General features: G+C 70.9%; 24 protein-coding genes. 3 read left to right on the top strand and 21 right to left on the bottom strand.

Annotated features, from left to right (window positions below):
- Window positions 1-64: 64 nt before the first annotated feature.
- The 8 genes from AACG61_RS07050 to AACG61_RS07015 all read right to left on the bottom strand — a co-directional run bounded on the left by AACG61_RS07050 (window position 65) and on the right by AACG61_RS07015 (window position 8794).
- Window positions 65-856: a metallophosphoesterase family protein gene (locus AACG61_RS07050; protein ID WP_411839292.1), complete on the bottom strand. Its 792-nt coding sequence runs from the start codon at window positions 854-856 to the stop codon at window positions 65-67.
- Window positions 857-860: 4 nt separating this feature from the next.
- The gene (locus AACG61_RS07045) at window positions 861-1847 is read right to left on the bottom strand and encodes a diacylglycerol/lipid kinase family protein (RefSeq protein ID WP_411839291.1); all 987 of its coding nucleotides are present in this window, start codon (window positions 1845-1847) and stop codon (window positions 861-863) included.
- 39 nt (window positions 1848-1886) lie between these two features.
- A complete protein-coding gene (locus tag AACG61_RS07040) occupies window positions 1887-2087 on the bottom strand; it encodes a formate dehydrogenase subunit delta (protein ID WP_411839290.1) in 201 nt (66 codons plus the stop codon).
- Window positions 2077-2904, bottom strand: a complete 828-nt coding sequence (gene fdhD / locus AACG61_RS07035) for a formate dehydrogenase accessory sulfurtransferase FdhD (RefSeq protein WP_411839289.1) — start codon at window positions 2902-2904, stop codon at window positions 2077-2079. Before fdhD ends, AACG61_RS07040 begins: the two co-directional genes overlap by 11 nt.
- A gap of 3 nt (window positions 2905-2907) precedes the next feature.
- On the bottom strand, window positions 2908-5844 hold the full coding sequence (gene fdhF, locus AACG61_RS07030) for a formate dehydrogenase subunit alpha (protein ID WP_411839288.1): 2937 nt from the start codon (window positions 5842-5844) through the stop codon (window positions 2908-2910).
- Window positions 5841-7358, bottom strand: coding sequence for a formate dehydrogenase beta subunit (locus AACG61_RS07025; RefSeq protein WP_411839287.1), 1518 nt, complete (start codon window positions 7356-7358; stop codon window positions 5841-5843). The genes fdhF and AACG61_RS07025 overlap by 4 nt, the downstream gene beginning before the upstream one ends.
- Window positions 7355-7825 (bottom strand): formate dehydrogenase subunit gamma, encoded by a 471-nt coding sequence (locus tag AACG61_RS07020; protein ID WP_411839286.1) that lies wholly within the window; start codon window positions 7823-7825, stop codon window positions 7355-7357. The genes AACG61_RS07025 and AACG61_RS07020 overlap by 4 nt, the downstream gene beginning before the upstream one ends.
- A gap of 87 nt (window positions 7826-7912) precedes the next feature.
- Window positions 7913-8794: a LysR family transcriptional regulator gene (locus tag AACG61_RS07015; protein ID WP_411839285.1), complete on the bottom strand. Its 882-nt coding sequence runs from the start codon at window positions 8792-8794 to the stop codon at window positions 7913-7915.
- An 85-nt stretch (window positions 8795-8879) separates the two neighbouring features.
- Here AACG61_RS07015 and AACG61_RS07010 point away from each other — a divergent pair, with 85 nt between their 5' ends.
- Window positions 8880-9572, top strand: a complete 693-nt coding sequence (locus AACG61_RS07010; RefSeq protein ID WP_411839284.1) for an alpha/beta fold hydrolase — start codon at window positions 8880-8882, stop codon at window positions 9570-9572.
- Window positions 9573-9602: 30 nt separating this feature from the next.
- The gene (locus tag AACG61_RS07005) at window positions 9603-10625 is read left to right on the top strand and encodes an AbrB family transcriptional regulator (protein WP_411839283.1); all 1023 of its coding nucleotides are present in this window, start codon (window positions 9603-9605) and stop codon (window positions 10623-10625) included.
- On the opposite strand, the gene AACG61_RS07000 is transcribed toward AACG61_RS07005, so the two are convergent.
- The 7 genes from AACG61_RS07000 to AACG61_RS06970 all read right to left on the bottom strand — a co-directional run bounded on the left by AACG61_RS07000 (window position 10622) and on the right by AACG61_RS06970 (window position 17333).
- On the bottom strand, window positions 10622-11155 hold the full coding sequence (locus tag AACG61_RS07000; protein ID WP_411839282.1) for an NTP transferase domain-containing protein: 534 nt from the start codon (window positions 11153-11155) through the stop codon (window positions 10622-10624). The genes AACG61_RS07005 and AACG61_RS07000 overlap by 4 nt on opposite strands.
- The gene (locus tag AACG61_RS06995; RefSeq protein WP_411839281.1) at window positions 11152-11985 is read right to left on the bottom strand and encodes an XdhC family protein; all 834 of its coding nucleotides are present in this window, start codon (window positions 11983-11985) and stop codon (window positions 11152-11154) included. Before AACG61_RS06995 ends, AACG61_RS07000 begins: the two co-directional genes overlap by 4 nt.
- A 120-nt stretch (window positions 11986-12105) precedes the next feature.
- Complete coding sequence (locus AACG61_RS06990; RefSeq protein WP_411839280.1) at window positions 12106-12720, bottom strand: hypothetical protein; 615 nt, start codon at window positions 12718-12720, stop codon at window positions 12106-12108.
- Window positions 12717-14942 (bottom strand): molybdopterin cofactor-binding domain-containing protein, encoded by a 2226-nt coding sequence (locus AACG61_RS06985; RefSeq protein WP_411839279.1) that lies wholly within the window; start codon window positions 14940-14942, stop codon window positions 12717-12719. The genes AACG61_RS06990 and AACG61_RS06985 overlap by 4 nt, the downstream gene beginning before the upstream one ends.
- Complete coding sequence (locus tag AACG61_RS06980; protein ID WP_411839278.1) at window positions 14942-15400, bottom strand: (2Fe-2S)-binding protein; 459 nt, start codon at window positions 15398-15400, stop codon at window positions 14942-14944. Before AACG61_RS06980 ends, AACG61_RS06985 begins: the two co-directional genes overlap by 1 nt.
- 145 nt (window positions 15401-15545) lie before the next feature.
- Window positions 15546-15713: a 50S ribosomal protein L33 gene (gene rpmG, locus AACG61_RS06975; RefSeq protein ID WP_022707377.1), complete on the bottom strand. Its 168-nt coding sequence runs from the start codon at window positions 15711-15713 to the stop codon at window positions 15546-15548.
- A gap of 129 nt (window positions 15714-15842) precedes the next feature.
- On the bottom strand, window positions 15843-17333 hold the full coding sequence (locus AACG61_RS06970) for an aldehyde dehydrogenase family protein (protein ID WP_411839277.1): 1491 nt from the start codon (window positions 17331-17333) through the stop codon (window positions 15843-15845).
- 95 nt (window positions 17334-17428) lie between these two features.
- Here AACG61_RS06970 and AACG61_RS06965 point away from each other — a divergent pair, with 95 nt between their 5' ends.
- On the top strand, window positions 17429-18319 hold the full coding sequence (locus AACG61_RS06965; RefSeq protein WP_411839276.1) for an NAD(P)-dependent oxidoreductase: 891 nt from the start codon (window positions 17429-17431) through the stop codon (window positions 18317-18319).
- Here AACG61_RS06965 and AACG61_RS06960 read toward each other — a convergent pair.
- From AACG61_RS06960 to AACG61_RS06935, 6 genes are read right to left on the bottom strand one after another with little or no spacing between them, the layout of a single operon-like run.
- On the bottom strand, window positions 18316-19722 hold the full coding sequence (locus tag AACG61_RS06960) for an amidase (RefSeq protein ID WP_411839275.1): 1407 nt from the start codon (window positions 19720-19722) through the stop codon (window positions 18316-18318). The two genes, AACG61_RS06965 and AACG61_RS06960, sit on opposite strands and share 4 nt — an antisense overlap.
- Window positions 19723-19729: 7 nt before the next feature.
- Window positions 19730-20860 carry a M20/M25/M40 family metallo-hydrolase gene (locus tag AACG61_RS06955; RefSeq protein ID WP_411839274.1) on the bottom strand — a complete coding sequence of 377 codons (1131 nt, stop codon included), beginning with the start codon at window positions 20858-20860 and terminating at the stop codon, window positions 19730-19732.
- Complete coding sequence (locus tag AACG61_RS06950) at window positions 20857-22026, bottom strand: M20 aminoacylase family protein (RefSeq protein WP_411839273.1); 1170 nt, start codon at window positions 22024-22026, stop codon at window positions 20857-20859. The genes AACG61_RS06955 and AACG61_RS06950 overlap by 4 nt, the downstream gene beginning before the upstream one ends.
- Window positions 22010-23683, bottom strand: coding sequence for an ABC transporter ATP-binding protein (locus AACG61_RS06945; protein WP_411839272.1), 1674 nt, complete (start codon window positions 23681-23683; stop codon window positions 22010-22012). The genes AACG61_RS06950 and AACG61_RS06945 overlap by 17 nt, the downstream gene beginning before the upstream one ends.
- Window positions 23683-24558 (bottom strand): ABC transporter permease, encoded by an 876-nt coding sequence (locus tag AACG61_RS06940; protein WP_411839271.1) that lies wholly within the window; start codon window positions 24556-24558, stop codon window positions 23683-23685. Before AACG61_RS06940 ends, AACG61_RS06945 begins: the two co-directional genes overlap by 1 nt.
- Entirely contained in the window at window positions 24558-25499 is a 942-nt protein-coding gene (locus AACG61_RS06935; protein ID WP_411839270.1) for an ABC transporter permease, read from the bottom strand. Before AACG61_RS06935 ends, AACG61_RS06940 begins: the two co-directional genes overlap by 1 nt.
- Window positions 25500-25511: the final 12 nt, after the last annotated feature.

Raw genomic sequence — 25511 nt, 5'->3', positions numbered from 1 at the left:
GTTCTGACCCTGTCGCCGCATTGACTGGGCTTCCCTTAGCCCCGATCGCCGCAAAACTCAACGCCTAAACGCGTCGCCAGACCCCCGACGCGCGGCTGTATCGGGCGATCTCGGGGGCGTCGAAATCGCGGCTCTCCATCGGGGCAACGTGGCGCTCCAGCGTCAGCGCGGGGCCGTCCACGTCGATCACAACGAACTCGTTGCGCATGTCGCTGACGCGGGCGCAGAGCGCGGTGCCGGTCTGGATCTGCAGCAGCCGCGGATGGCGCCCCGTGGCCAGCAGCGCGTCCACCGCCCAGCGGTGCAGATGGCCGGACAGGATCACATGCACCCCCGACGCCTCCAGCCGATACAGCGCCTCGGACGCGCGCCGCGCCGGAACCTTCGTCACCCGCGGCAGGTGCTGCAGCGGATGGTGCAGGGCCACGATGTTGGTCCCCAGCGGATCGACATTCCCGATCAGCCGCCCGATCTCTCCGTCGCGGATCTTGCCGCGCTGCCAGGCATAGGGGTCGGTGCTGTTCAGCGCCATGACGCGCACCTCCCCGGCCCGCGCGACGGGGGTCAGGACCGGCCCGAAATGGCGCCGGAACCCCGCGAAGGGCCAGAAGAACCGCGCCAGCGGGTTCCACAGCGGCACGTCGTGATTGCCCGGCATGCAGATCACCGGCGCCTCAATCCGGTCCAGGAAGGCGCGGGCCTTGCGCATCTGCACCGGAAGCGCGCGGTGGGTGATGTCGCCGCCCACCACGACCAGATCGGGCCGCAGCGCGGCGATCCGCTCCAGCAGGGGGGCGATCAGGGCCTCGCGGTGAAAGCCGAAATGCAGGTCGGTCAGATGCAGGACGCGCGCCAAGGGATCACGCCTCGGGCCGGTCGGTCTTGTCGGTGCCGTCGCGCGGCAGCAGCACGCGCAGCCTGTCATGGCGGACCTCGAAGCGGAACGGGCTCTCCAAGGTGGTCTTCTCTCCGTCATGCGCCACCAGCTGACGCGGCTTGGGCGTCTCGATGGTCAGGCTGTCGGTCAGGATCAGGTCGAAATCATCGTCCTTGGCGCTTTTCCCCATCGCCATGCGCAGGGCCGAGCGCATCAGCGGCAGCGGGCGCTTCGCCTTGGCGATCAGGACGGCGAACTCACCCCGGCGGATCTCCTCCGCCCCCTCCAGACCAAAGCTGTCCAGCTGATAGGCGCTGCGGGCGACAAAGACCAGGGCGCTGGTATAGCGGCTCTCCTGCCCGTCCACCCGGGCCACCAGCTGCATGGGCCGACGCAGGCGGCGCAGCGCGACCAGCACCGACCAATAGGCCGCGATCCGCGACCGCCCCCAGCGGCGATAGATCCCCTCCCGCGTCTTCAGGATCTGCGGATAGGCGCCCAGGCTGACGTTGTTCAGAAAGATCAGGCCGTTGACATCGCCGACATCGGCCGTCTCGACCCGCGCGTCCAAGATCGTGTCCAGCGCATCCTCTATGGTCTCGCCCACACCCAGATCGCGCGCGAAATAGTTGAACGTGCCGCCGGGCAGCACGCCCATCACCGTCTCAGACCCGGTCAGCGCCCCGGCCACCGCCGATTGGGTGCCGTCCCCGCCCGCCGCGATCACCAGATCGAACCCCTCGCCCGCAACGCGGCGCGCCAGCGCGGGCAGGTCGCTGCCCTTGCGGCTCTCGCGCAGCTCGTAATGCCCGCAGGCCGGGGCCAGACGCTCCTCCAGCAGGGCGCGCAGCTCCTGATGCTTCTTCTTGCCCGAGCCGCGATTCATCACCACGCAGACCTTGGCCCGCGCAAGGTCGAAGTCTTGGCTGTCGCTCTGCATCGGTGGCCTGTCTCCAGAGGTGTCGATCATCGTCTCACCGAACAACCGAGGCCCCCGACGGGTTGCATCCTAGAGCAGCCGGGCCGCCGCCAGGGCGGAGGGCGTCAGCCCCTCCCCGCCCGCCCGCACGAAATCCACCAGCTGCCCCCGCATCCGCGGCTCCCAGTAATCGCGCAGATGGGCCGCGATGCGCGGCGCGGGATCGCCCGCCTGCGTGTCGAAGAAGGCGGCGATCTGGTTGGCCATCATGACCATCTTCTCAGGCGACATCGGACACCTCGGCGCGCAGCCGTTCTGGATGAGTGAACAGGTCGAACCCCGCGCCGCGGGCAAAGGCCGCCAGCGTGATGCCCGCGCCTTGGGCCAGGCGCAGCGCATGGGCCGTGGGGGCCGAGACGGCGACGATCACCGCCCCCCCGGCGATCGCGCATTTCTGCACCATCTCGGTCGAGACGCGGCTGGTCAGCACGAAGGCCCCGGTCCCCGCATCGACCCCCTGCCGCGCCATCGCGCCGATCAGCTTGTCCAGCGCGTTGTGCCGGCCCACATCCTCGCGCGCCAGCACGATGCCCCGCCCCGGCACCAGGAACCCCGCCGCATGGACCGCGCGGCTCTGGTCATGCAGCGGCTGCCAGTCGCGCAGCGCCTCGGTCGCGCCCGCGATCTGGCCCGCGCCAATCACCGGGCCGCGCCCGGTCAGGTCGGGCAGGTCGCGCAAGGCCTCCTCCAGGCTGTCGATGCCACAGAGGCCGCAGCCCACCGGCCCCGCCATGAAGCGCCGCCGCGCGGCCAGCGCCTCGGCCCGGTCATCGGGCAGCCACATCTGCGCCTCCAGCCCCTTCGGGTGCGCCAGCACCTCCAGCCGCAGGATCTGGGCCGGATCGGTCACGATCCCCTCGGTCAGCGAGAACCCCACCGCGAAATCCTCAAGATCGGCGGGCGTCGCCATCATCACCGCCTGCGTGGTGCCGCCATAGACCATGGCCACCGGCGTCTCCTCGGGCACCGTGCGGGTCACCGGGGCCTGCGTGCCGTCGGCGCGCATCTGGGTCGCGCGCACGGCACGGACGGGGTCGGGAAGGCGCATCACTCACTCCGCGGCTGACAGGACCCGCCGCGACCTCTCGGCCTGCTCGCGGTAGCGCTCCTGCCAGTCCGACGGACCGTTCGAGGCGCTGACCTGCACGGCGGTGACCTTGTATTCCGGGCAATTCGTCGCCCAGTCCGAAAAATCGGTCGTCACCACGTTAGCCTGCGTCGCCGGATGGTGGAAGGTCGTATAGACCACCCCCGGCGCGACCCGGTCGGTCAGCGTCACGCGCAGCGTCGTCTCTCCGGCGCGGCTGGCCAGCCGCACCCAGTCGCCCTCGGCGATCCCGCGCGTCTCGGCGTCATGCGGGTGCATCTCCAGGATGTCCTCGGGATGCCAGGCGGTGTTGTCGGTCCGCCGGGTCTGCGCGCCCACGTTGTATTGCGACAGGATGCGCCCGGTGGTCAGCAACAGCGGAAAGCGCGGCCCGGTCCGCTCATCCGTGGGGATGTATTCCGTGACCATGAAATGCCCGCGCCCCGACTGGAACCCGTCCACATGCATCAGGGGCGTGCCCTCGGGCGCGGCCTCGTTGCAGGGCCATTGCACCGATCCCAGCACCTCCAGCCGCTCATAGCTGACGCCCGCGAAGCTGGGCGTGGTCGCGGCGATCTCCTCCATGATCTGGCTGGGATGCGTGTAATGCCAGGCCGCCCGCCCGTCCGCGCGCAGCAGCGCATTGGCCAGCATCTGCGTGACCTGCCAATCCTCGTATCCGTTGCGGGGCGCCATCACGCGGCGCACGCGGTTGATGCGGCGTTCGGCATTGGTGAAGGTGCCGTCCTTCTCCAGGAAGGACGATCCCGGCAGGAAGACATGCGCGTAATTCGCGGTCTCGTTCAGGAACAGGTCGTGAACGATAACGCAATCCATCGCCCTCAGGCCCGCCGCGACGTGATGCGTGTCCGGGTCCGACTGCAGGATGTCCTCGCCCTGGCAATAGAGGCCCCTGAAGGTCCCCTCCACCGCCGCGTCCAGCATGTTCGGGATGCGCAGCCCCGGCTCGGGGTCGATCTCGACCCCCCAGGCCGCCTCGAAGACCGCGCGCACCTCGGGCAGCTTGACGTGGCGGTATCCCGGCAGCTCATGCGGGAAGGACCCCATGTCGCAGGCGCCCTGCACGTTGTTCTGGCCGCGCAGCGGGTTCACCCCCACGCCGGGCCGGCCGATATTGCCGGTCAGCATAGCCAGATTCGCGATGGCCATGACGGTGGTCGACCCCTGGCTGTGCTCGGTCACGCCCAGCCCGTAATAGATCGCGCCGTTGCCGCCCGTCGCAAAGAGCCGCGCCGCAGCCCGCAGATCGGCGGCGGGCACGCCTGTCACCGCCTCCACCGTCTCCGGCGCATGGCGCGGATCGGCGATAAACTCGGCGTAATGCTGGAACTCGTCCCAGTCGCAGCGGGCGCGGATGAACGCCTCATCCATCAGCCCCTCGGTCACGATCACATGCGCCATGGCGCTGATGACGGCCACGTTGGTGCCGGGGCGCAGCGGCAGGTGGTGATCCGCCGCGACATGGGCGCTGCGCACGATATCGGTGCGGCGCGGATCGACGACGATCAGCCGCGCCCCCGCCCGCAGGCGCTTCTTCAGGCGGCTGGCAAAGACCGGATGCCCGTCCGTGGGGTTCGCGCCGATGATCAGCACCACGTCGGTCTGCTCGACGCTGTCGAAATCCTGCGTGCCGGCCGATGTGCCGAAGGTCTTGCCGAGCCCGTAGCCCGTGGGCGAATGACAGACCCGCGCGCAGGTGTCGGTGTTGTTGTTGCCGAAGACGGCGCGGGCCATCTTCTGGACCAGGTAGGTCTCCTCATTGGTGCAGCGCGAGGAGGTGATGACCCCCACCGACCGGCGCCCATGCCGCTCCTGGATCGCGCGCAGGCGGGTGGCGGCAAAGTCCAGCGCCTCGTCCCAGCCGACCTCGCGCCAGGGATCGTCGATGCTATCGCGGATCATGGGCGACAGGATGCGGTCGCGATGCGCGGCATAGCCATAGGCAAAGCGCCCCTTGACGCAGCTGTGGCCGCGATTGGCCTTGCCATGCTTCCACGGCACCATGCGCACCAGCGTGTCGCCGTTCATCTCGGCCTTGAAGCTGCAGCCCACCCCGCAATAGGCGCAGGTGGTGATGACCGAGCGCGTGGGCGTGCCCAGTTCGGCCACCGACTTCTCCTGCAGCGTCGCGGTCGGGCAGGCCTGCACGCAGGCGCCGCAGCTGACGCAGTCGCTCTCCAGGAAGTTCTCGCCGCCGACCGCGACGCGGCTGTCGAAGCCCCGCCCCTCGATTGTCAGCGCAAAGGTCCCCTGCACCTCCTCGCAGGCGCGCACGCAGCGCGAACAGACGATGCATTTGCTGGGGTCATAGGTGAAATAGGGGTTACTGTCGTCCTTGGGGATGAACAGCGGATTGTCGTGCCCCCCGCGCAGCCGCGCCTCGGCCTGGCTCCGCGCGCCGGCCCCCGATGCGTCGAAATGGTTCGCGCCCGGCGCATAGCGCACATCGCGCAGCCCCACCTGCCCCGCCGCATCCTGCAATTCGCAATCGCCATTGGCCGAACACGTCAGACAGTCCAGCGGGTGATCGCTGACGTAAAGCTCCATCACGCCGCGGCGCAGGCGTCGGATGCGCTCGGTCTGGGTGTGCACGACCATGCCCTCGGCCACGGGCGTGGTGCAGCTGGCGGGCGTGCCGCGCCGCCCCTCGATCTCGACCACGCACAGCCGGCACGACCCGAACGCCTCCAGGTTGTCGCTGGCGCAGAGCTTCGGGATCTGCACCTCGGCCATCATGGCCGCGCGCATCACCGACGTGCCCGCGGGCACGGTGACCTCGACCCCGTCGATGGTCAGGCACACGGGCGGGCCGTGGCGGGCGGGCGTGCCCATGTCGCGGTCGTCGCCGGGCGGGAATTGGGGCAGGATGAAATCCTTCATTCGGCGGCCTCCTTCAGGACGCTGAAATCATCGGGGAATTGCGTCAGCGCCGACAACACCGGATAGGGCGTGAACCCCCCCAGCGCACAGAGCGATCCGTCGCGCATCGTCTCGCAGAGGTCGGTCAGAAGCGGGATGGCCCCGGCATCGCCCGCGGCGATCCGGTCGATGGTCTCGACGCCGCGCACCGCGCCGATCCGGCAGGGGGTGCATTTGCCGCAGCTTTCGACCGCGCAGAACTCCATCGCGAAACGCGCCATGCGCAGCATGTCGGCCGTGTCGTCGAACACGACTAGCCCGGCATGGCCGATCAGCCCGCCCGCCGCGTCGAAATCCTCGTATCCCATCGCCGTGTCGAATTTCGACACCGGCATGTAGGCGCCCAGAGGCCCGCCGACCTGCACCGCCTTGACCGGACGCCCAGTCGCCGTGCCGCCCGCGATATCGTTGACCACCTCGCCCAGCGACAGGCCGAAGGCGGTCTCGAACAGCCCGCCGCGCGCCACGTTCCCGGCGATCTGCAACGTCACCGTGCCCCGCGACCGGCCCAGCCCGAAATCGGCATAGGCTTGCGCGCCGCGCTCGAAGATCACCGGCACGGTCGCCAGGCTGATGACGTTGTTCACGACCGTCGGCCGCCCCAGGAACCCCTCCAGCGCCGGTAGCGGGGGTTTCGCGCGCACCGTGCCGCGCTTGCCCTCCAGGCTGTTCAGCAGGCTCGTCTCCTCGCCGCAGACATAGGCGCCCGCGCCCACGCGGATCTCCATGTCGAAGGCCCGACCCGAGCCCAGCACATCCGCGCCCAGCATCCCCCGCGCCCGCGCGATCTGGACCGCTTCCCGCATCACCCGGATCGCCACGGGATATTCGCTGCGCAGATAGACATAGCCGCGCGTGGCGCCCACCCCCAGACCGGCGATGATCATGCCCTCGATCAGGGTGAAGGGGTCGCCCTCCATGATCATCCGGTCGGCGAATGTGCCGCTGTCGCCCTCATCGGCATTGCAGACGATGTATTTCTGGTCGGCCTGCGCCTCGGCCACAGTCTTCCACTTGATGCCGGTCGGAAAGCCCGCGCCGCCGCGTCCGCGCAGCCCGCTGGCGGTGACCTCGGCCACGATCGCGGCGCCTTCCATGCCGATGGCGCGGCGCAGCCCCGCCAGGCCGCCATGGGCCGCGTAATCATCCAGATCCAGCGGGTCGATCACGCCGCAGCGCGCGAAGGTCAGCCGCGTCTGGCGCGCAAAGAAGGGGATCGCCTCGACCGGGCCATGCCCCTGCGCGGTCCCATCCAGGATCGCCGCCGCATCCCCCGGCGCGACCGGGCCATGGGCCTGGCGCACACCGTCCCGCTCGACCTCGACCAGCGGCTCCAGCCAGACCATGCCGCGCGACCCGTTGCGGATGATCTGCACGTCCAGGCCCCGCGCCACCGCCTCATCGGCGATGGCCTGGGCCACCGCATCGGCCCCCAGCGCGACGGCGGCGCTGTCCATCGGAACCCAGATCCTCATGCGCCGACCTCCCGCGCCAGACCCTCGGCTGTAGCACGCCCGATCAGCCGGTCGCCCAGCATCGCGGCCGGGCCGCAGGCACACAGCCCCAGGCAATAGACCGGCTCGACCGTGACCCCGCCATCGGCGGTGGTCCCGTGCCAATCGACGCCCAGCCGGTCCAGCACCGCTGCCGCCATGCCCGCGCCGCCCATGGCCTGGCAGGCCTCGGCGCGGCAGATCCTCAGCACCTGCCGCCCGGCGGGATGGTCGCGGAAATCGTGATAGAAGCTGATGACGCCCTGCACCTCGGCCCGGCCCAGGTTCAGCAGATCGGCCAGCGCCGGGACGGCGGCGGGCGGCACATGCCCCCATTCCGCCTGGATCGCATGCAGCATGGGCAGCATCGGCCCCTCCAGCGCGGTCAGGGGGGCCGCGATCTGGCGAATATCCTCAACCGAGGGGGTGGCTGGCGCGGGGTCACGCATGGCTGGCCTTTCTGTCACATCGCCGCCACTGAACGCCCGGAATGATCGCAAATCAATATCGCAATTCCGTCATGCGATAGGATCAGCCTATGATACCATCCGCCGCGCCTCGGTCAGCAGCGCCTCCAGCACCGGGGTATGCGGCTCGCGCCAGGGCGCGATCAGGCCCACGGCATGGCCCGGCCCCTCGGGCGCCAGCGGCACCAGCGACAGCGGCTTGCCCTGCGCCAGGAACCCCGCGATGTCCTGCGGCAGGATCGTGACCCAGCCCCCGGCCAGCACCTGCGACACCAGCACCACGGTAGAATTGCTCTCGACCATGGCCAGGGGGGTGACGCCCGCCTCGGCCAGGCGGCGGTTGATGATGCGGCGGTTCTGCATGTCGGGCGTCAAGAGGCACAGCCGCAGCCCGTCCAGCGCCGCCCAGTCCAGCACCCCGGCCCCGGCCAGCGGATGATCCTCGGGCACCACCAGGCTGTAGCGTTCGTCATAGAGCGGCACCGCGCTGACCCGGCCCAGGGGTTCGTTGTCCAGATAGGAGATCCCGGCATCCACCTGCAGATCCTCGATCATCGTCAGGATCTGGGCAGAGCTGCGCGACAGGATCGTCAGCCCCACATTCGGATGCGCCGCGCCGTAACGCGCCGCCAGCCGCGCGGCCCAGGTCAGCGCGGTCGGCACCACGGCGATGCGCAGCTGCCCGGTCAGCCCGTGGCGGGTGGCGCGCATCTCGTCGCGCAGCTGGCGGGCATCGCCCACGATGCGCCGCGCCCAGACCAGCGCCGCCTGCCCCTCGGGCGTCAACCCGCCATAGCGCGCCCCGCGAAAGATCAGCAGCACGCCCAGCTGCGCCTCCAGCTGCTTGATGCCCGCCGACAGGCTGGGCTGGGTGATGCCCAGCGTGGCGGCCGCGCGTCCAAAATGGCCCTCCTTGGCCACGGCCAGGAACATCTCCAGCTTGTCGATCATCGCGTCCTCCCCCGCGCCATCAGGGCCTGCGCGGCGGGCGGGGTCAAGCCTTGCATCGGCGGGGCGGCGCGGCCACCCTGACGCGATGATCGACATTCTGCTGATCCACGGGGCCTGGCATGGCGGCTGGTGCTGGGCGCGCGTCGCGGCGGCGCTCCGGGCGCAAGGCTGGCGCGTGGCCTGCCCCGACCTGCCGGGGGCGCCCGGCACCACCCTAGCCCGCGCGACCCGCGCCTTGCCGCCCGCGCGCATCGTGCTGGGCCATTCCATGGGCGGCATCCCTGCCGAGGCGCTGGCCGCCCGCCACCCGCCCGCGGCCCTGATCCACCTGTGCAGCTATCTGCCCCGCCCCGGCGACAGCCTGGCCACATTGGAACGCCTGCGGCCCGCGCCCCCACGCAGATGGCCGCGCGACGCGGACGGCCGGCTGATCCTGCCGCCCGGTGCGGCGCGGGCGATGATGCTGCATGACGCGCCCCCCGCGACGGCGCGCCACGCGCTGCGCCGGCTGAGGCCGCAGCCGCAGGGCGTCATGCGCGACCCCTGTCCCGGCCCCGCCGCCGCCGTGCCGCGCCACTATGTCCTGTGCGAGGGCGACCGCGCCATCGCCCCCGCCCTGCAGCAGGCGATGGCCGCACGCGTGCCGGGCGTGACCCTGCACCCGCGCCCGTGGGACCATGCGCCCTTCCTGACGCAGCCGCGTGCGCTGGCCGACCTGATCGACGCCATCGCGCGCGATCACGCCGCCCCCCTTGCCACCGGGCGGCGGATGCGCTGAAACGGCGCGGCAGAAAGAAAGGCGCGTCCCGTGATCCCAGCCCGGCTTGCCACCCTTGCCACCGCCCTGGCGGGTGCGGCGCTGTTCATCGGGCTGGGCCTGCCGCTGCCCTGGCTTCTGGGGCCGATGCTGGCCTGCCTGCTCGCCGCGCTGGCGGGGATGCGCATGGCGGGGGCGGGACCGGTCGGCACCTTCCTGCGCACCATCCTGGGGGTCGCGGTCGGCGCGTCGATCACGCCCCAGGTCTTGGCCGGGCTGCCCGCGATGGCCACCTCGCTGGCGGTGGTGCCCCTGTTCATCGCGGTGATCGCGGCGGTCGGCTATCCGCTGCTCAGGCGGGGCTTCGGGCTGGATCATCCGACGGCCTGGTACGGCGCCATGCCCGGCGGGCTTCAGGACATGCTGGTCTTCGGAGAGGAGGCCGGGGGCGACATCCGCGCCCTGTCGCTGATCCACGCGACCCGCATCCTGGTCATCGTGACGGTCGCGCCGCTGATCCTGACCGTCTGGTGGGGGCTGGACCTGTCGCAGCCGCCCGGCGCGCCCATCGCGTCGATGGGCTGGGACCAGATCGCCCTGATGCTGGTTGCGGGGCTGGCCGGATGGAAGATCGGCGAACGGGTCGGCCTCTTCGGCGCCTCCATCCTGGGGCCGATGATCCTGACAGCGGGCCTGTCGCTGGCGGGGCTGATCCAGACGCGCCCCCCGGCGGAGATGATCCAGGCCGCGCAGTTCTTCATCGGCATCGCGGTCGGCGCGAAATACGCGGGCATCACCGGGCGCGAGCTGCGCGTCTTCGTGGCGGCGGGGCTGCTCTATGCGCTGATCCTGGCGGTGATCAGCCTGATCTTCGTCGAGGCGATCTATCTGCTGGGCCTCGCCCCGGCGCTGGACGCCTTCATGGCCTTCCTGCCGGGCGGCCAGGCCGAGATGGTCGTCATTGCCATCATCGCCGGCGCCGATCTGGCCTATGTGGTCAGCCACCACATCCTGCGGATCGTGCTGGTCATCGTCCTGGCACCCCTGGCCGCACGGCTCTTCGGACACCGCTAGAGGTCGTCCGGCCGGTCGATGTCGCGCAGAAGCCCCACCGCCGCGACATGCTGGGCGGCCGGCAGGGCGCGCAGCAGCGCACCGGCCCCCCGGTCGCCTTGAAGCGACGCCAGCCCCATGAGGCTCGCGCGCGGAAAGCAGGCCGGAGGCAAGGGCGCAGTCCCGTCATGGCTGCAGGCGGGCAGATGGTCCGTCGCGGCGCCCAGCACCGCCGCCAGATGCACCCCCGTCACGTCCGGCATGTCGCCCAAGGCGACCAGCAGCCGGTCGGGCGACCCCGCCGCCGCCAACCCCGCGCGCAGGCTGGCCGATTGATCGCCCGGATCGATGCGGATGACCTGAAACCCGTCCAGCCACGGCAGCAGTGCAGGGTTGGCGATGACCGCGATGCGCCGGTCCAGCGGACAGTCCCGCATCGCCTGCGCAGCATGCGCTGCCAGAGGACGCCCGCGCAGCATCGCCAGCAGCTTGTCCTCAGGGCCGAAGCGGCGCGAGGCCCCCGCCGCCAGCAGCAGGCCCGTGCGGATCACCCGATCAGCGCCTCATGCGCGGCCAGGATCTGCGTCAGCGCCGATGCCGCGATCAGCCGCGGGTCGCGGGCGGGCGCGGTCACGCCGATAGGGCCGGTGACGCGCGCCAGGACCGTCTCGTCAAAGCCCTGATCCGACAGGGCCGCCAGACGCGCGGCCTGCGCGCGGCGCGACCCCAGCGCGCCGATATAGAACGCCTCCGACCGCAGCGCCCGCGCCAGCGCGGGCAGTTCGCGGTCATGGTCGTGAAACAGCGTGACGACCGCCGTATGCGCATCCGGCCGCGCCTCCTGCCCCAGCGCGGGCAGGTCCATCGCCGCGACCAGCGTGCGCAACGCCTGCGCCTCATCGCCCTCTCCATGGATCTGGAATGCGGGCGGCGGCGGCAGGGTCAGGGCGAAATCGTCGGGGTCGGGCTGGCCCGCCCGGCAGGGGGCGCCGGTGCGCAGGTTCAGGCACCAATGCCCGGTGCGGCGGCGGATGCGGTCGTCCCAGATCGCGCCCAGCCAATCCGGGTCGGGCCGATGGATCAGCGCGATCTGCACCGTGCCGCCGCAGGGCAGCGGCAGATCGACCGGCCCGCCGCGCCCATAGGTCAGCCGCGTGACGGGGCCGGGCGCATCCAGATGCGCGGCAATGTCGGCGTCGATGCATCCCGCGCCCAGCCGCCCGACCCGCGTGCCGTCGGCCCACAGCGCCATCATCGCGCCGGGGCGGCGCGGAAAGCCGCCCTCGGCCCCGGTCAGCAGGGCCAGCGCGCCGCCGGGACGGCGCAGCAGCGCCTTGACGGGGCAATCGGAGACAGCGGCGATGGGGGCGGAGATCGACATGGCATGGGCTTTCGGCAGGGGCGGCGCGACTTTTCCGCGCCACTCTGGCCACGCTAACGCGCGAGGCGCGAAATGGATGCCGAAATTCGCGGCAGTGCCGCGGCTTTTTCGCGGGCGGCGCTATTCCGGGCAGGGCTGCCCGGCTGCCCCCCATTTCAGCACGTCGTCGATATGCGCCTGAAGCCCATGGGGCGCAGGCTCGCGCCCGCCGCCGGGCTGAAAGCCCCAGGCCACGAAGCCGCCATGGCTGGCATCGTCGCGCAGATGCTCGGCCAGCTCGACCCAGTCGCGGCCGCCATTCGTCGCGGGGTCGCGCAGCTGGCGGCAGATGGCCGCGCCGTCCAGCCCGTACCACGCCATCTCGACCGGGGGCAGCTGCCAGGGGATCATCGCCTGCGGCGCGGCATGGGGGGCCGACTCCAGGCTGTCGCCAGTGATGTGGCAGGTGGCGCAGGGCAGCGTCTCGATGCCCATGCGGCTGTCGCCACCGCTGATGTTCATGCCATGCGGGCGTGCTTGGGGATATTCGGGGCCGGACCACATCGGGCGATGGTCGCCGCCCACATGGCAGTTCGCGCAGCGCGGATGCGAGACGACCTCATGCACCCGCTCCCACGCGGCCAGACCGTCGGCGGTGCTGACCGAACCCTCCTCGGGCGGGGCCACGATCGAGGGCATCACCTCCTCCGCCCAGGCCGGGGCGGCCATCAGCATCAGCGCCAGGACCCGGATCATGCGAAGCGCACCCCGCGGGCAAAGGGCATCTCGCGCGGGCGCTGGCCGGTCGCGGCAAAGATCGCGTTGCCCAGGGCCGCGGCGGCGGGCGGCACGCCCGGCTCTCCCAGCCCGCGCAGGGGGCCGTTCTCCAGCAGGCGCACGGCGGTTTCGGGCGTCTGATGCATCCGCAGCCCCTCATGGGCGTGATAGTTCGTCTGATCGGGCCGGTGGCCGCGATAGGTCAGCTCGCAGTTCATCGCATGGCCCAGACCGAACAGCATGCCCCCCGACAGCTGCGCCTCGGCATTGACCGGGTCCAGCACGATGCCGACATCGGCCACCGCAAAGGCCGCGGTCAGGCGCAGGCCCAGGGGCGTCTCCTCGACCTCCACGACCTCGGCGCAGGGCACGCCGAAGGACAGGCAGAACGCCACCCCCCTCCCGCGCCCCGGCCCCGCCTGACGGCCGGTCCAGCCCGACAGGTCGCGCACCGCCTCCAGCACCGCGCGCGAGGGCTCGTGATCGCAGAGCCGCAGCAGCCCCTCCATCGGATCGATGCCGCCCGCCGCGAACATCTCGTCCAGCGCGGTGCCCAGGAAGAACCCGTTGGTCGAGGCCCCGACCGACCGCCAGCTGCTGACCGGCACGGTCTCGGGCGCGCGCAGGCCGGTCACGCGAAAGTTCGGAATGGCCAGCGGCTGGTCCCAGGCCCCGGTGGTGATGCTGACATCCGGGCCGGGCGGCGCGCTACTGACGCGCCCGAACCAGGATGCGATGACCGAAGGGCTGGCCACCGTCAGGTCCAGCGCCTGCACCCCGTCTGCCGTCACGCGCCCGCGCATCCGCGCGATCTGGGCGGGGCGCGCCTGGTCATGGGCGAAATCCTCCTCCCGCGTCCAGGTCAGCTTGACCGGGCGGCCGGGCACGGCCATCGCGACCTGGACCGCCTGCTCGATGAAGTCGATCTCCAGCCGCCGGCCGAAGCTGCCGCCGATCATCTGGTTCTCCAGCCGGATCGCGGTCTCGGGCAGGCCGGTCAGGGCGGCGGCGCGGGCGACCGCGAAATCGGGGACCTGCGTGCCGGCCCAGATGGTGCAGGCACCGTCGGTGACCAGCACGGTCGCGTTCATCGGCTCCATCGGCGCATGGGCCAGGAAGGGCGCGCGGTATTCGGCTGTCAGGTCGTCCGCGCCGATGGCCGCGTCCACGTCGCCGTCGTCGCGCTTACGGCTGTCGATGTCGCCCGCCTCATGCGCGGCCGCCAGCCCCGCCCAGATCGCGTCCTGGTCGCCGGGCCGGTCGGGCCCGGCAAAATCCACGTCCAGCGCCGCGGCCGCGCGCATCGCGGACCAGGTGTCGCGCGCCAGGACCGCCACGCCCCCGTCGATGGGCAGCACGCGCAGCACGCCGGGCAGGCTCTCGGCCGCTACCGGGTCCAGCCGCGCGACGGTCCCGCCCCAGGGCGCCATGCGCACCGTCGCGTGCAGCATGTCGGGCAGGGTCAGGTCGATGCCATAGACCTGCCGCCCGGTCGATTTCGCGACCACGTCGGCCCGCGCCATGGGCTTGCCCAGCCAGCGCCATTGCGACCGGTCGCGCAGCACGATGTCGGTCACCGGCTCCAGGGCCGCCGCCTCGACCGCCAGATCGGGATAGGGGATGCGCCGCCCGTCGGGCAGGACGACCGCGCCGGCGTCGGTGTCCAAATCGGCGCGGGGAATGGCGTGGCGGCGGGCGGCGGCCTCCTTCAGGGTCTCGCGCGCGACGGCGCCCGCCTCGCGCAGCTTGTCGAACCCGTCGGCGGTCGAGCTGGACCCGCCGGTCATCTGCCAGCCCAGAAGCCGCGCCGGGATGTCGGCGGCACTGCGCGCCGTCTCGGCCAGCCAGCCGGTATCGGTGGGCGCGAAGGGCAGGAAATCCGCGATCAGCGCGCGGTTGTAATAGGTCGGGCTGACCGGACCGGGCACGATGCGCGCGGTGGCCGGGTCGATGTCCAGCTCCTCGGCGATCAGCGCCGCCTGCAGCCAGCGCGCGCCCTGCCCCTTGTCGGCGCGCGGCGCCACCAGCGTCACGCCTTCGGCGTCGATCAGCACATAGGGGTTCAGCGCGCGTTCACCGCTGCCCGCGAAGGGATCGGGCAGAGGCCGGGCATAGCGCCAGGCCCCGAAGGCCACGCCCCCCGCCACCGCGACCGAGCCGATCAGGAAGCCCCGCCGCGCGATCCGCCCGATGCGCGCCATCAGACGCCGCCCATGCGCAGGGCCGCGTCGCGGATCGCGGCGCGGATGCGCGGATAGGTGGCGCAGCGGCACAGGTTGCCGGACATGGCCGCGTCGATGGCCGCATCGTCCGGCTCGGCGTTCAGCGACAGCAGCGCCGCCGCCTGCATGATCTGGCCCGACTGGCAATAGCCGCATTGCGCGACCTGCCCCGCGATCCAGGCGGCCTGCACGGGATGGGGCGCCTCGGGCGTGCCCAGGCCCTCGATGGTGGTGATCTCTCCGCCGACCTCGGCCAGGGTGATCTGGCAGGCGCGGACGGCCATGCCGTCCATGTGCACCGTGCAGGCCCCGCATTGCGCGATGCCGCAGCCGTATTTCGTGCCCGTCAGGCCCAGAAGATCGCGCAGCGCCCACAGAAGCGGCATCTGCGGATCGGCGTCCAGGTCGTGGCTTTGTCCGTTGACGATCAGTTGCATGGCCGCATCGTGCCGCAGCCGCCCCGCGCGCACAAGCCGGGGCCGCGACCTCCGCCCAGCCCGGACGGCAAAAGACCGCCGATCCCCGGGGGATGGCGGTCCTTGGCGGTCTTCGGACGCAGGGCGTCCTCGGACGGGCGCGATCTTACTTGATCTTGCCTTCCTTGTATTCGACATGCTGACGCACGACCGGGTCGTATTTCCGGACGGTCATCTTTTCGGTCATCGTGCGGGCATTCTTCTTGGTCACGTAGAAGTGGCCGGTGCCGGCGGTCGAGTTCAGCCGGATCTTGATGGTGGTCGGCTTCGCCATGGTTGTTGCTCCTGCTTCGGGGCAATCGCGCGCCGCAAACCCCGTGGAATTCGTATCGAAGCCGCCTTTTAGCCGCGCGGGCGGCGAAGTCAACCGCCAAACCCCCGCGCCGACCGGAAAAAGCCGCGATCAGCCGTGATGGATGGCCACGGTCTTGACGCGGGTGAAGCCGTAGAGCGCCTCGAACCCCTTCTCGCGGCCGTGCCCGGACCGTCCGGTGCCGCCGAAGGGCAGCTCGACCCCGCCCCCCGCGCCGTAGTTGTTGACGAAGACCTGCCCGCAATCCAGCGCCGCCGCCATGCGCAGCTGCCGGCCCCCGTCGCGGGTCCAGACGCCCGCGACCAAGCCGTAATCGGTGCCGTTGGCCAGGCGCAGGGCATGCGCCTCGTCGTCGAAGGGCATCAGCACCTGCACCGGGCCGAAGATCTCCTGCTGGGCCAGGTCGTGGTCCGGCGGCACCTCCGCGAACAGGGTCGGGCGCACGAAATGCCCGGCCGGATCGGCGTCGGGATGGATGCGCCCCTGCCCCGCGACGGCCAGTTCGGCCTGTCCGCGGTCGATGAAGCCCTGCACCAGCCGCCGCTGCCGCGCCGAGACCAGCGGCCCCAGATCACGGCTGTCCCGCGCCGGGCCCGCCACCAGCCCGTCATAGATCGCGGCCATCCGCGCGCGCACCGCGTCATAGACGCCGCGCTGGACCAGCACGCGCGACGCGGCCGAGCAGGTCTGCCCCGCATTCTGCAGGCAGGAGGTGACCAGCACCGGCACCGCCCGGTCCAGGTCCGCGTCGTCGAAGACGATCTGCGGCGACTTGCCGCCCAGTTCCAGCGTCAGCGGCACGACATGGGCCGCCGCCGAGCGCTGGATCGCGGCGCCGGTGGCGACCGATCCGGTGAAGGACAGGTGATGCACGCCCGGATGGGCAGAGAGCGCCGCGCCGACCTCGGCGCCGAGGCCCGTCACCACGTTCAGCGCCCCCGCGGGCAGGCCCGCCTCGGCCGCGATCTGCGCAAAGACCAGCGCCGAGAGCGAGGCGTCCTCGGCCGGCTTCAGCACCACCGCGTTGCCCGCCGCCAGCGCCGCCGCCACCGCCCGGCCCAGGATCTGCATGGGATAGTTCCACGGGATGATGATTCCGCAGACCCCGTGCGGCTCGCGCAGCGTGTAGACGGCATAGCCCGGCTGATAGGGAATCGTCGTGCCCATCAGCTTGTCGGCCGCGCCGCCGTAGAATTCCAGATAGCGCGCCAGCGCCGCCGAATCGCGGCGCGACTGATCCAGCGGCTTGCCCACGTCCAGCGTCTCGATCAGGGCCAGGTCCTCGGCGCGCGCCTCCACGCGGGCGGCCATGAGCGTCAGGATGCGGCCGCGATCGGTCGCGGTCAGCGCGCCCCAGTCCCCGGCCAGCGCGCCTTGGGCCGCGGCCACGGCCGCATCGACGTCCGCCGCGGTTCCCTGCCCGATGGCGCCGATGACCCGGCCCGTGGACGGGTCCTCGACCGGCAGGGTCCGGCCGCCGTCAGGGGCGCGCCAGGCGCCGCCCACGAAGATCCGGGTCGTGTCGATGCGGGTCAGCGCATCCAGCGCGGGCGCGGCGGAGAGGGTGTCGGCGGCGGTCATGGTCGGTCCTGTCGTCTGGAGAAAAATCGCGTCCGCGTCTTGTGACCCGCCCCCGCAGGGGCCAAGCTGCCCCCCTGACAGAGGAGGAGCGGACGATGGAAAAGATGACGGTGGGCATGGTGGGCGTGGGCCTGATGGGGCATGGCATCGCGCGCAACCTGGCGGCCAAGGGCTGGCCGCTGATGTTCCTGGACCATCCCGGCAACCAGCCCTCCGAGGATCTGGAGGCGCTTGGCGCGACGCGCGTCGCGTCGCTGGCCGATCTGGCGCCCTGCGATGCGGTGATCCTCTGCGTCTCGGGCACGCCGCAGGTCGAGGCCGTGCTGCTGGGCGACGGGGGCCTGCTGACGACGATGCGCCCCGGCACGGTGATCGTGGACTGCTCGACCGCGATCCCCAGTTCGACCCAGGCCCTGGCCGATCGCACGCGCGAGGCCGGAGGTGCGTTCATGGACGCCGCCATGACCCGCACGCCGCTGGAGGCGGAACAGGGGCGGCTGAACCTGCTGGTCGGCGCGGATGGCGACCTCTTCAACCGCATGCGCCCGCTGCTGGGCGCCTTCGCCGAGAACATCGTCCATGCCGGAGAGGTGGGCGCGGGCCACACGCTGAAGCTTCTGCACAACTACGTCTCGATCGGCTGCGCCACGCTGATCAGCGAGGCCGCCGCCTGCGCGCGCCGCGCGGGCATCCGCGACACAGTCTTCGTCGACGCGCTGGCCAAGGGCGGCGGCCATGGCGCGGCGCTGGACCGCATCGCGCCCTTCCTGCTGGAGGGCGACGTGTCGGGGATGAAGTTCTCGGTCGCCAATGCCGCCAAAGACCTGGCCTATTACCTGCAGCTGTCGCGCGACGTGGGCGCGGGCCATCACGCGGCGACCGGGGTGGACGCCGCGCTGCAGTCGCTGACGCAGGACGGCTTTGCCGACAGCTATCTGTCGCAGGCGGCCGAGGCCTTCGGCCGGGACCGGAGCGGCCACGACTAGGCCGCGACCTGCGGCCAGGGCCGCGCGGGGGGGGCCATGCGCTCCCACGCGCGGGCGGCGCGCAGCACGCCCATGTCGTCGAAGCGCCGCCCCGCGATCTGCAACCCGATGGGCACGCCTGCCGCGTCATGGCCGCAGGGCACGCTGATCGCGGGCTGTTCGCCGATGTTGAAGGGCGCGGTGAAGCCGATATGGCTCATGGCGCGGGCCACGTCATTGGCGTTGGGATAGGCCCAGTCCGCCGGAAAGCTGACATTCGGAGAGACCGGCGACAGGATCAGGTCGAACCCCTGCGTCGCCACGGTGGTGCGGCGGCGGATCTCGACGGTCGCGCCATAGCTGCGCCAGACATCCTCCCCGGCCCGACCCAGGCCGGATTCGGCCCATTCGCGCACCAGAGGCAGGATCTTCGCGCGCTGTTCGGGAGACAACGCCTGCACGTCCAGCCCCGCCCGCGTGCGCCAGAAATCGTCGAGGCCCTGCAGCAGGTCGGGGCTCATCCACGGCTCGATCGGCCGGACGTCGGCGCCCGCCCGTTCGAACAGCGCCGCCGCGGCGGTCACCGCGTCGCGGACTTGGGGATCGACCGCCATGCCGCAGCCCGCATCCATCAGCAGGCCGATGCGCAACCCGTCCAGGTCGCGGTCCAGGTCCAGCCAGCCGATATCGGCGGGCGGCAGGGACATGTGGTCTCGCGCATCGGGCTGCGACAGCACCGCCATGGCCATGGCCGCATCGGTGACGGTCCGCGTCATCGGTCCCGCCGCGCGCCCCATGAAGGGCGGGTCGATCGGCACGCGCCCCAGGCTGGGCTTCAGCCCCACCAGCCCACACCACGCGGCGGGCAGCCGGATCGAGCCGCCGATGTCGGTCCCCAGGTGGATCGGCCCATAGCCCGCGGCCCCCGCCGCCCCCGCCCCCGCGCTGGAACCGCCGGGGTTCATGGCGGTGTTCCACGGGTTGCGCGCCAGCCGGTGAAAGCTGGAGAGGCCCGAGGACAGCATCCCGAAATCGGGCATGGTCGTGCGGCCCAGAAAGACCGCGCCCGCCTCGCGCATGCGGGCGGCGGGGGGGGCGTCCTCGGCGCGCGGCGTCATGTCGCTGACCGCGGTGCCAAGGGGCATGGGCACGCCGCGGGTGGCGATGTTCTCCTTGATAGTGATGGGCACGCCGTCCAGCGACACGCCGCCCACCGTCAACGGCGCGCCGCGCCGCCAGCGCTCCTCGGACGCGCGGGCAGCCTCCAGCGCCCGGTCGTGATCGACGGTCCACATCGCGTTCAGCACCGGCTCGCAGGCGTCGATGCGGTCCAGGACGGCGCGGGTCACCTCGACCGGGGACAGGCTGCGGTCGGCAAAGCCCGCGGTCATCGCGGCGGCGGTCAGGTCGGCAAATGCGGTCATGGGGTCCTCAGATGATCCGGGTCAGCAGGCCCGCGGCCAGGCGCGCACGCTCGGGCAGGCTGTCGATCTCGATATGTTCGTCCAGCGTGTGCAGGCCGCGGCCGCGCACGCCGATGCTGTCCAGCGTGGGCACGCCCATCGCGCCGGTGAAGTTGCCGTCCGACCCGCCGCCCGACCGGTCTGACGACAGCTCGAACCCGATCTGCGCCGACAGGTCTCGCGCGAGGTCATACAGCGCCATCGTGCCCGGCTGCGGCTCCCAGACCGGGCGGGTAACACCGCGGGTGACGGTGAATTCCACCCCGTCCCGTTCGCCCTGCAGCGCCAGCATGGCCGCGACGCCGCGGTCCAGGTCGTCTTGCGTCTTGGCCATGGACAGGACCTCGGCCCGGCATTCCGAGGCCACGCAGTTCACCCATTGCCCGGCATGGATGACGCCCACGGAAAAGGTGCAGTCTTCGGTGGTCATCGCCTCGATCTCCAGGATGCGGCGCGCCATGGCGGCGATGGCGGACCGTCCGTCCTTCAGCGCCCAGCCCGCATGGCTGGGCCTGCCATGGGTCAGCAGGTCGAACCGCGCGATGGCATAACGCCCGATCACCGCGCCCCCGTCGGGAAGCGCGGGTTCGGGCAGCAGCACGGCGCGCTGGCCGCGGGCGGCATCCTCGATCAGGCTGCGGGTGGCGGGGGTGCCGACCTCCTCGTCGGGGGTGAAGAGGAAGGTGACCGGCAGGGGCGTGGTCAGCCCCGCCCGCGCGATCTGGCGCATCGCCTCAAGGAAGACGTAGTTGCCGCCCTTCATGTCCATGATGCCCGGCCCCCAGGCCTTGCCGTCCTGCACCCGGAAGGGCAGCTTCTCCAGCGTTCCCAAGGGATGGACCGTGTCCATGTGCCCCGACACCAGGATGCCCGGCTTGCCCTGGTCGGCATGCGCAAAGGTCGCGCGGATCGAGGTGCCGAAGCCCTTGGTGCCCGGCACCGTCTCGACCGTGGCTCCGATCGCGGACAGGTCGCGCGCGGCCAGGTCCATCATCCGGCTGACGGCGCCCGCGTCCCAGGTCGGGCTTTCGCATTCGATCCAGGGACGCAGGCCCGTCAGCATCTCCTCCGCGTCGAAGGGCAGATCCAGCGCGCTCATGCCGCCACCGGCAGGCGGCGTTCGATCAGCCGCGCATAGATCGACGCGCCGACGGGCAGGATGCCCTCGTCCAGCACGAAGCCGGGATTGTGCAGGGGCACCGTGCCCGCATGGCCCAGGTTGCCATAGGCGCCGGGGACCTGCTGCAGCATGTCGGCGAAATCCTCGGACCCGGTGAAGGGCTGGGAATCGTCGCGCACATTGTCGGCGCCCAGAACGTCGGCGGCGGCCTGGGTCCAGGCGTCCGACAGGTCGGCATCGTTCACCAGCACGTCGAAGATCTCGCGGAACTCGCAGGTGATCCGCAGGTCGAAGGCCTGCGCGGCACCCTCGCAGATGGCGCGCATCCGCGCCTGCATCAGGTCGCGGACCTCGGGGCGGAAGAACCGGATCGTGCCGGCCAGGGTCGCGGTCTCGGGCACGACGTTATAGGCGCTCCCCGCATGGATCTGGGTCACCGACAGCACGGCCTGATCCAGCGGCGCGACGTTGCGGCCCAGGATCGTCTGGAACTGCCCGACCAGCCCCGATGCCGCGACCAGCGCGTCGCGCGACTGCTGCGGCATGGCGGCATGGCTGCCCTTGCCCGTTACGGTGATGTCGAAGAAGGACGCCCCCGCCATGGCCGGCCCCTTGCACAGCGTCGCGCGGCCCGGCTGGCCGGTCGGCTGGTTGTGCATGCCATAGACCTCGTCGACCGGGAACCGCTGGAACAGCCCGTCCGCGATCATGGCGCGGGCGCCGCCCAGACCCTCCTCGGCGGGCTGGAAGATCAGGACCGCGGTGCCGTCGAAGTTGCGCGTCCGCGCCAGATACTGCGCGGCACCCAGCAGCATCGTCGTGTGCCCGTCATGGCCGCAGGCATGCATCTTGCCGGCCTGGGTCGAGGCATGGGGCAGCCCCGTCGCCTCCTGGATCGGCAGCGCGTCCATGTCGGCGCGCAGGCCGATGCGGCGGTTGCCCTGACCCCGGCCATGCACGATGCCCACGACGCCGGTCCTGCCCACGCCCTCGTGGACCTCGTCCACGCCCCATTCGCGCAGCTTGGCCGCGACGACCGCGCTGGTGCGGACCTCCTCCATGCCGATCTCCGGGTGCGCGTGCAGGTCGCGGAAGATCTCGGTCAGTTCCGGGACGGCGGCATCGATCTCAGGCAGGTTCGGCATATCTCACCTCTGGCATGGCACGGAAGTTCTGGAAGTCCCATGACCGGCCGGGAGCGGCCTCGATCAGGGCGCGGGTATAGGGATGGGCGGGCGCGGCCAGCACCTCGCCCGCGGGGCCGTGTTCCACGACGGCGCCGCGCTGCATGACGATAACCTCGTCGCAGATCTGGGCGGCGACGCGCAGATCGTGGGTGATGAAGACGATGGCGATGCCCAGGTCGCGCTGCAGCTGGTCCAGAAGGTCCAGCACCTGCGCCTGCACCGACACGTCCAGCGCCGACACGGCCTCGTCCGCGACCAGCACGTCGGGGCGCATCATCACCGCGCGGGCGATCGCGATGCGCTGCCGCTGCCCGCCCGAGAACTGGTGCGGATAGCGGGCCAGCGCGTCGGCGGGCAGGCCCACGACGCCCATCAGGCGCGCAGCCTCGGCCATCGCGTCGGCGCGGCCGGTGCCATAGTTCAATGGCCCCTCGATCAGGCTCTCGCCGATGGTCCAGCGCGGGTTCAGCGACCGCATCGGGTCCTGGAACACCACCTGCAGCTTCTGGCGGTGCGGGCGCAGCGCGCCGCGCGACAGGCCCGCGATGTCGGCATCGTCCAGCAGGATGCGCCCCGAACTGGGGTCGATCAGCCGCATGATGCAGCGCGCGACGGTGGACTTGCCGGAGCCGCTCTCGCCCACGATCCCCAGGGTGCGGCCGCGCGACAGGGCGAAGGTCACGTCCTTGGCGGCATGCGCCTGCGGCAGCTTGCGCAGGATGCCGCCGCCGCCATAGATCTTGTTCAGCCGCTCGACCCGCAGGACGGCATCCGCCGACTGAGGCCGGGCTTCCCGAGGCGACAGGCTAGGCACGGCCTTCAGCAGCTTGCGGGTATAGTCCGCCTGCGGGCTGCGCAGCAGCGTCTCGACCGCGCCATGTTCGACGATCTCTCCCTGCTTCATGACATAGACGGTGTCGGCAATTTCCGCGACGACGCCCATGTCATGGGTGATGAACAGCACCGCCGTTCCATGGTCGCGCTGCAATTCGTCGATCAGCGCCAGGATCTGCTTCTGCGTGGTCACATCCAGCGCGGTCGTGGGTTCGTCCGCGATCAGCAGGGCGGGTTCCAGCACCAGCGCCATCGCGATCATGATCCGCTGGCGCTGACCGCCCGACAGCTGGTGCGGATAGCTGCGGAAGATGCGTTCGACATCGGGCAGATGGACCTGCTCCATAATCGCCACGGCGCGACGGCGGCGTTCCGTGGCGGAGAGGTCGGTGTGCAGCTCCATCACCTCCATGATCTGGTCGCCCACGCGCAGGACCGGGTTCAGTGCGGTCATGGGCTCCTGGAAGATCATCGCGACGCGGGCCGCGCGCAGGTCGCGCATCTGCGCCTGTGTCAGGGGCAACAGGTCGCGCCCCTGCAACTGGATCGTGCCCCCCGCGACGCGCAGCGCGTCGGGCAAGAGCCCCATGATCGCCAGCGAGGTGACCGATTTCCCCGACCCGGATTCGCCCACCAGGCAGACGGTCTCGCCCGCGCGGATGGTCACGTCGATGCCCTTCAGGACGGCGGGGTTTCCCGGCGTCTCGGGCAGGGTCACGGTCAGGTCGCGGGCCTCCAGCACCACGTCGGCCGCGTCGAAGTTGCGTGTCTTGAACTGCATCAGCCTGCCCTCTTCTTCAGCCGCGGGTCCAGCATGTCGCGTGCCGCATCGCCCAGGAGGTTGATCGACAGGATGCACAGCGACAGTGCGATGCCGGGATAGAGGATCAGCTCCGGCTTGATGCGGAAGAACAGCCGACCCTCGGCCATGATGTTGCCCCAGGTGGGCGTTTCCGTGCTGACGCCCGCGCCCAGAAAGGACAGGATCGCCTCGGTCAGGATGGCGCTGGCCAGGATGTAGGTGCCCTGCACGATCAGGGGCGCGGTGGTGTTCGGCACCAGGTGACGCACCAGGATCTTGCGCATCGGCGTGCCGAGCGCGATCGCGGCCTCGACATAGGGTTCCTCGCGCGCCGACAGGACCACGGCGCGGACCAGGCGCACGACGCGGGGGATCTCGGGGATGGTGATCGCGGCGATGACCGATCCGACCGACGGGCCGTTCAGCGCCACCAGCGCGATGGCCAGCAGGATCGACGGGATCGCCATCAGCGCGTCCATCGCCCGCATGATGATCGCGTCCGCCGTGCGGAAGAAGCCCGCGATCATGCCGATGACCAGGCCCAGAAAGACCGACACCACCGCCGTGGCGATGCCGATGATCAGCGACAGCTGACCCCCGATCAGCACGCGGCTGAGGATGTCGCGGCCGAAATTGTCGGTGCCCAGGGGGTGGCCCTCGATGGGTCCCTTCAGGCGGGCCAGCGGGTTCATGGTCAGCGGGTCGTGCGGCGCGATCCAGCCCGCCAGCAGCGTCAGGACGACGATGACGGCCAGCACCGCGGCCGCGATGCGGCTGCCCATGCCGAACCGGGGCAGGCGCAGCGCGCGCAGGACCGGCTGCATCGCCGAGGTCGGTTGCGGTGCCTGTGCCATCAGTAACGGATCCTTGGGTCAAAGAGGCTGTAGCTGAGGTCGATCAGCAGGTTCACCAGCACGTAGAGGAAGCTGGTCAGCAGGATCATCGCCTGGATGACCGGATAGTCGCGCGCGAGGATCGCATCGACGGTCAGGCGGCCCACGCCGGGGATGTTGAAGACCGTTTCCGTCACCACCACGCCCCCGATCAGCAGCGCAAAGCCCGTGCCGATCACGGTCAGGATCGGGACGGCCGCGTTCTTCAGCGCGTGGCGGAACAGGACCGTGCGCTCGGGCGCGCCCTTGGCGCGGGCGGTGCGGATGTAGTCCTCGCCCAAGACCTCCAGCATGTTGGCCCGCGTCATGCGCGCGATCAGCGCGACATAGATCGTGGACAGGGTCAGCGCGGGCAGGAAGGCGTTCGACAAAAACCCGCCCAGGCCCGCCGAGAGCGGCGTGAAGCCCTGCACCGGGAACCAGCCCAGCTTCAGCGAGAAGACCAGGATGAACAGGTATCCGATCACGAAGACCGGAACCGAGAAGCCCAGCACGGAAAACGTCATCACCGCGTAATCGGCGATGCTGCGGTGCTTCCACGCGGCCAGCACACCCATCGGCACGGCGATGGCCACCGACATCAGGATGGTCAGCACCGCGATGGACAGCGTCGGCCCGATGCGGTCCGCGACCATCGCCGCCACCGGCGTGTTCGAGATCAGCGACACGCCCAGATCGCCGCGCAGCAGCTGTCCGACCCATGTGACGAACTGGACATGCAGCGGCTGGTTCAGGCCCATCTGTTCGCGGATGCGCTCCAGCGTGGCGGGGGTGGCCATGTCGCCCGCGATGATCGCGGCCGGGTCGCCCGGCGTCAGGCGCAAGAGCAGGAAGACGAAGACGGCGACCAGCAGCATCACCGGAATGACGGCCAGAATCCGCCGCAGGATATACCCCAGCATCAGGTTTCTCCG

Source organism: Paracoccus sp. ME4, assembly GCF_046736325.1.
Taxonomy (GTDB): Bacteria; Pseudomonadota; Alphaproteobacteria; order Rhodobacterales; family Rhodobacteraceae; genus Paracoccus.
This window is presented reverse-complemented; position numbering and strand designations above follow the sequence as displayed.

Bases quoted from the DNA above. Each gene is read 5' to 3' on its own strand.
- rpmG (WP_022707377.1), bottom strand. From the start codon at position 15,713: ATGGCGAAGCCGACCACCATCAAGATCCGGCTGAACTCGACCGCCGGC.
- fdhD (WP_411839289.1), bottom strand. From the start codon at position 2,904: ATGCGCCTTCCCGACCCCGTCCGTGCCGTGCGCGCGACCCAGATGCGC.
- AACG61_RS07045 (WP_411839291.1), bottom strand. From the start codon at position 1,847: ATGATCGACACCTCTGGAGACAGGCCACCGATGCAGAGCGACAGCCAA.
- AACG61_RS06980 (WP_411839278.1), bottom strand. From the start codon at position 15,400: ATGCAACTGATCGTCAACGGACAAAGCCACGACCTGGACGCCGATCCG.
- AACG61_RS07010 (WP_411839284.1), top strand. From the start codon at position 8,880: ATGATCGACATTCTGCTGATCCACGGGGCCTGGCATGGCGGCTGGTGC.
- AACG61_RS06965 (WP_411839276.1), top strand. From the start codon at position 17,429: ATGGAAAAGATGACGGTGGGCATGGTGGGCGTGGGCCTGATGGGGCAT.
- AACG61_RS06970 (WP_411839277.1), bottom strand. From the start codon at position 17,333: ATGACCGCCGCCGACACCCTCTCCGCCGCGCCCGCGCTGGATGCGCTG.
- AACG61_RS06950 (WP_411839273.1), bottom strand. From the start codon at position 22,026: ATGCCGAACCTGCCTGAGATCGATGCCGCCGTCCCGGAACTGACCGAG.
- AACG61_RS06995 (WP_411839281.1), bottom strand. From the start codon at position 11,985: ATGTCGATCTCCGCCCCCATCGCCGCTGTCTCCGATTGCCCCGTCAAG.
- AACG61_RS06990 (WP_411839280.1), bottom strand. From the start codon at position 12,720: ATGATCCGGGTCCTGGCGCTGATGCTGATGGCCGCCCCGGCCTGGGCG.
- AACG61_RS06955 (WP_411839274.1), bottom strand. From the start codon at position 20,860: ATGAGCGCGCTGGATCTGCCCTTCGACGCGGAGGAGATGCTGACGGGC.
- AACG61_RS06960 (WP_411839275.1), bottom strand. From the start codon at position 19,722: ATGACCGCATTTGCCGACCTGACCGCCGCCGCGATGACCGCGGGCTTT.
- AACG61_RS06935 (WP_411839270.1), bottom strand. From the start codon at position 25,499: ATGCTGGGGTATATCCTGCGGCGGATTCTGGCCGTCATTCCGGTGATG.
- AACG61_RS07040 (WP_411839290.1), bottom strand. From the start codon at position 2,087: ATGTCGCCTGAGAAGATGGTCATGATGGCCAACCAGATCGCCGCCTTC.
- fdhF (WP_411839288.1), bottom strand. From the start codon at position 5,844: ATGAAGGATTTCATCCTGCCCCAATTCCCGCCCGGCGACGACCGCGAC.
- AACG61_RS06985 (WP_411839279.1), bottom strand. From the start codon at position 14,942: ATGGCGCGCATCGGGCGGATCGCGCGGCGGGGCTTCCTGATCGGCTCG.
- AACG61_RS07015 (WP_411839285.1), bottom strand. From the start codon at position 8,794: ATGATCGACAAGCTGGAGATGTTCCTGGCCGTGGCCAAGGAGGGCCAT.
- AACG61_RS06940 (WP_411839271.1), bottom strand. From the start codon at position 24,558: ATGGCACAGGCACCGCAACCGACCTCGGCGATGCAGCCGGTCCTGCGC.
- AACG61_RS06945 (WP_411839272.1), bottom strand. From the start codon at position 23,683: ATGCAGTTCAAGACACGCAACTTCGACGCGGCCGACGTGGTGCTGGAG.
- AACG61_RS07025 (WP_411839287.1), bottom strand. From the start codon at position 7,358: ATGAGGATCTGGGTTCCGATGGACAGCGCCGCCGTCGCGCTGGGGGCC.
- AACG61_RS07020 (WP_411839286.1), bottom strand. From the start codon at position 7,825: ATGCGTGACCCCGCGCCAGCCACCCCCTCGGTTGAGGATATTCGCCAG.